Origin of the sequence: Paraburkholderia sp. J94 (genome assembly GCF_905220285.1) — a bacterium.
Classification (GTDB): Bacteria; Pseudomonadota; Gammaproteobacteria; order Burkholderiales; family Burkholderiaceae; genus Paraburkholderia; species Paraburkholderia tropica_A.
Genome location: NZ_CAJMZH010000035.1, coordinates 1 through 2,910 on the forward strand (window position 1 = coordinate 1; position 2,910 = coordinate 2,910).

Below are 2,910 nucleotides of genomic sequence, written 5' to 3' on the forward strand. Positions count from 1 at the left end.
CACACCCGTTATAGGGTCAAGCGAACAAGTGCATGTGGTGGATGCCTTGGCGATCACAGGCGATGAAGGACGCGGTAGCCTGCGAAAAGCGGTGGGGAGCTGGCAAACAAGCTTTGATCCACCGATATCCGAATGGGGAAACCCACTCCGTATGGAGTATCCATGACTGAATACATAGGTCATGTGAAGCGAACGCGGCGAACTGAAACATCTAAGTAGCCGCAGGAAAAGAAATCAACCGAGATTCCCAAAGTAGTGGCGAGCGAAATGGGATCAGCCTGTACTCTTTATCTTCGTTGTTAGCCAAACGCTCTGGAAAGTGCGGCCATAGTGGGTGATAGCCCCGTAGGCGAAAACAGCGAGGAAGAACTAGGTGTACGACAAGTAGGGCGGGACACGTGAAATCCTGTCTGAAGATGGGGGGACCATCCTCCAAGGCTAAATACTCGTGATCGACCGATAGTGAACCAGTACCGTGAGGGAAAGGCGAAAAGAACCCCGGGAGGGGAGTGAAATAGATCCTGAAACCGCATGCATACAAACAGTCGGAGCCTCGCAAGGGGTGACGGCGTACCTTTTGTATAATGGGTCAGCGACTTACATTCAGTGGCAAGCTTAACCGAATAGGGCAGGCGTAGCGAAAGCGAGTCCGAACAGGGCGTTCAGTCGCTGGGTGTAGACCCGAAACCAGGTGATCTATCCATGGCCAGGTTGAAGGCACGGTAACACGTGCTGGAGGACCGAACCCACTAACGTTGAAAAGTTAGGGGATGAGCTGTGGATAGGGGTGAAAGGCTAAACAAACCTGGAAATAGCTGGTTCTCTCCGAAAACTATTTAGGTAGTGCCTCGTGTATCACCTTCGGGGGTAGAGCACTGTCATGGTTGATGGGTCCATTGCGGATTACGTCGCCATAGCAAACTCCGAATACCGAAGAGTGCAATCACGGGAGACAGACATCGGGTGCTAACGTCCGGTGTCAAGAGGGAAACAACCCAGACCGCCAGCTAAGGTCCCCAAATATAGCTAAGTGGGAAACGAAGTGGGAAGGCTAAAACAGTCAGGAGGTTGGCTTAGAAGCAGCCACCCTTTAAAGAAAGCGTAATAGCTCACTGATCGAGTCGTCCTGCGCGGAAGATGTAACGGGGCTAAGCTATATACCGAAGCTGCGGATGCACATTTATGTGCATGGTAGGAGAGCGTTCTGTAAGCCTGCGAAGGTGCATTGAAAAGTGTGCTGGAGGTATCAGAAGTGCGAATGCTGACATGAGTAGCGATAAAGGGGGTGAAAGGCCCCCTCGCCGTAAGCCCAAGGTTTCCTACGCAACGTTCATCGGCGTAGGGTGAGTCGGCCCCTAAGGCGAGGCAGAAATGCGTAGCTGATGGGAAGCAGGTCAATATTCCTGCACCATTGTTGAATGCGATGGGGGGACGGATCGCGGAAGGTTGTCCGGGTGTTGGAAGTCCCGGTCCTTGCATTGGAGAAGGCGCTTTGGCAAATCCGGGCGCGGAATTCAAGGGTGTGAGGCCAGTCTCTCAGGAGACGAAGCAACTGGAAGTGGTTCCAAGAAAAGCCTCTAAGCTTCAGTTCAACAGTGACCGTACCGCAAACCGACACAGGTGGGCGAGATGAGTATTCTAAGGCGCTTGAGAGAACTCGGGAGAAGGAACTCGGCAAATTGGTACCGTAACTTCGGGATAAGGTACGCCCTTGTAGCTTGAAGAGCCTGCGCTCTGAGGGTGAAGGGGTTGCAATAAACTGGTGGCTGCGACTGTTTAATAAAAACACAGCACTCTGCAAACACGAAAGTGGACGTATAGGGTGTGACGCCTGCCCGGTGCCGGAAGATTAAATGATGGGGTGCAAGCTCTTGATTGAAGTCCCGGTAAACGGCGGCCGTAACTATAACGGTCCTAAGGTAGCGAAATTCCTTGTCGGGTAAGTTCCGACCTGCACGAATGGCGTAACGATGGCCACACTGTCTCCTCCCGAGACTCAGCGAAGTTGAAGTGTTTGTGATGATGCAATCTCCCCGCGGCTAGACGGAAAGACCCCATGAACCTTTACTGTAGCTTTGCATTGGACTTTGAACCGGTTTGTGTAGGATAGGTGGGAGGCTGTGAAGTGTGGACGCTAGTCTGCATGGAGCCGTCCTTGAAATACCACCCTGATCTGTTTGAGGTTCTAACCTTGGTCCGTGATCCGGATCGGGGACAGTGCATGGTAGGCAGTTTGACTGGGGCGGTCTCCTCCCAAAGGGTAACGGAGGAGTACGAAGGTACGCTAGGTACGGTCGGAAATCGTGCTGATAGTGCAATGGCATAAGCGTGCTTGACTGCGAGACTGACAAGTCGAGCAGGTGCGAAAGCAGGTCATAGTGATCCGGTGGTTCTGTATGGAAGGGCCATCGCTCAACGGATAAAAGGTACTCTGGGGATAACAGGCTGATACCGCCCAAGAGTTCATATCGACGGCGGTGTTTGGCACCTCGATGTCGGCTCATCTCATCCTGGGGCTGTAGCCGGTCCCAAGGGTATGGCTGTTCGCCATTTAAAGAGGTACGTGAGCTGGGTTTAAAACGTCGTGAGACAGTTTGGTCCCTATCTGCCGTGGGCGCTGGATATTTGAAGGGACCTGCTCCTAGTACGAGAGGACCGGAGTGGACGAACCTCTGGTGTACCGGTTGTCACGCCAGTGGCATCGCCGGGTAGCTATGTTCGGAAGAGATAACCGCTGAAAGCATCTAAGCGGGAAACTCGCCTTGAGATGAGATATCCCCGGGGCTTCAAGCCCCTTGAAGGGTCGTTCGAGACCAGGACGTTGATAGGTCAGGTGTGGAAGCGCAGTAATGCGTTAAGCTAACTGATACTAATTGCCCGTAAGGCTTGATCCTATAACAGGTGTGTTTT

Annotated in this window: 1 rRNA gene; it reads left to right on the forward strand. The window is 52.8% G+C overall.

Annotated elements, in window-relative coordinates:
• Positions 1-14: 14 nt before the first annotated feature.
• Positions 15-2,894: ribosomal RNA gene (locus U4Y88_RS37480) — 23S ribosomal RNA — on the forward strand.
• Positions 2,895-2,910 lie beyond the last annotated feature (16 nt).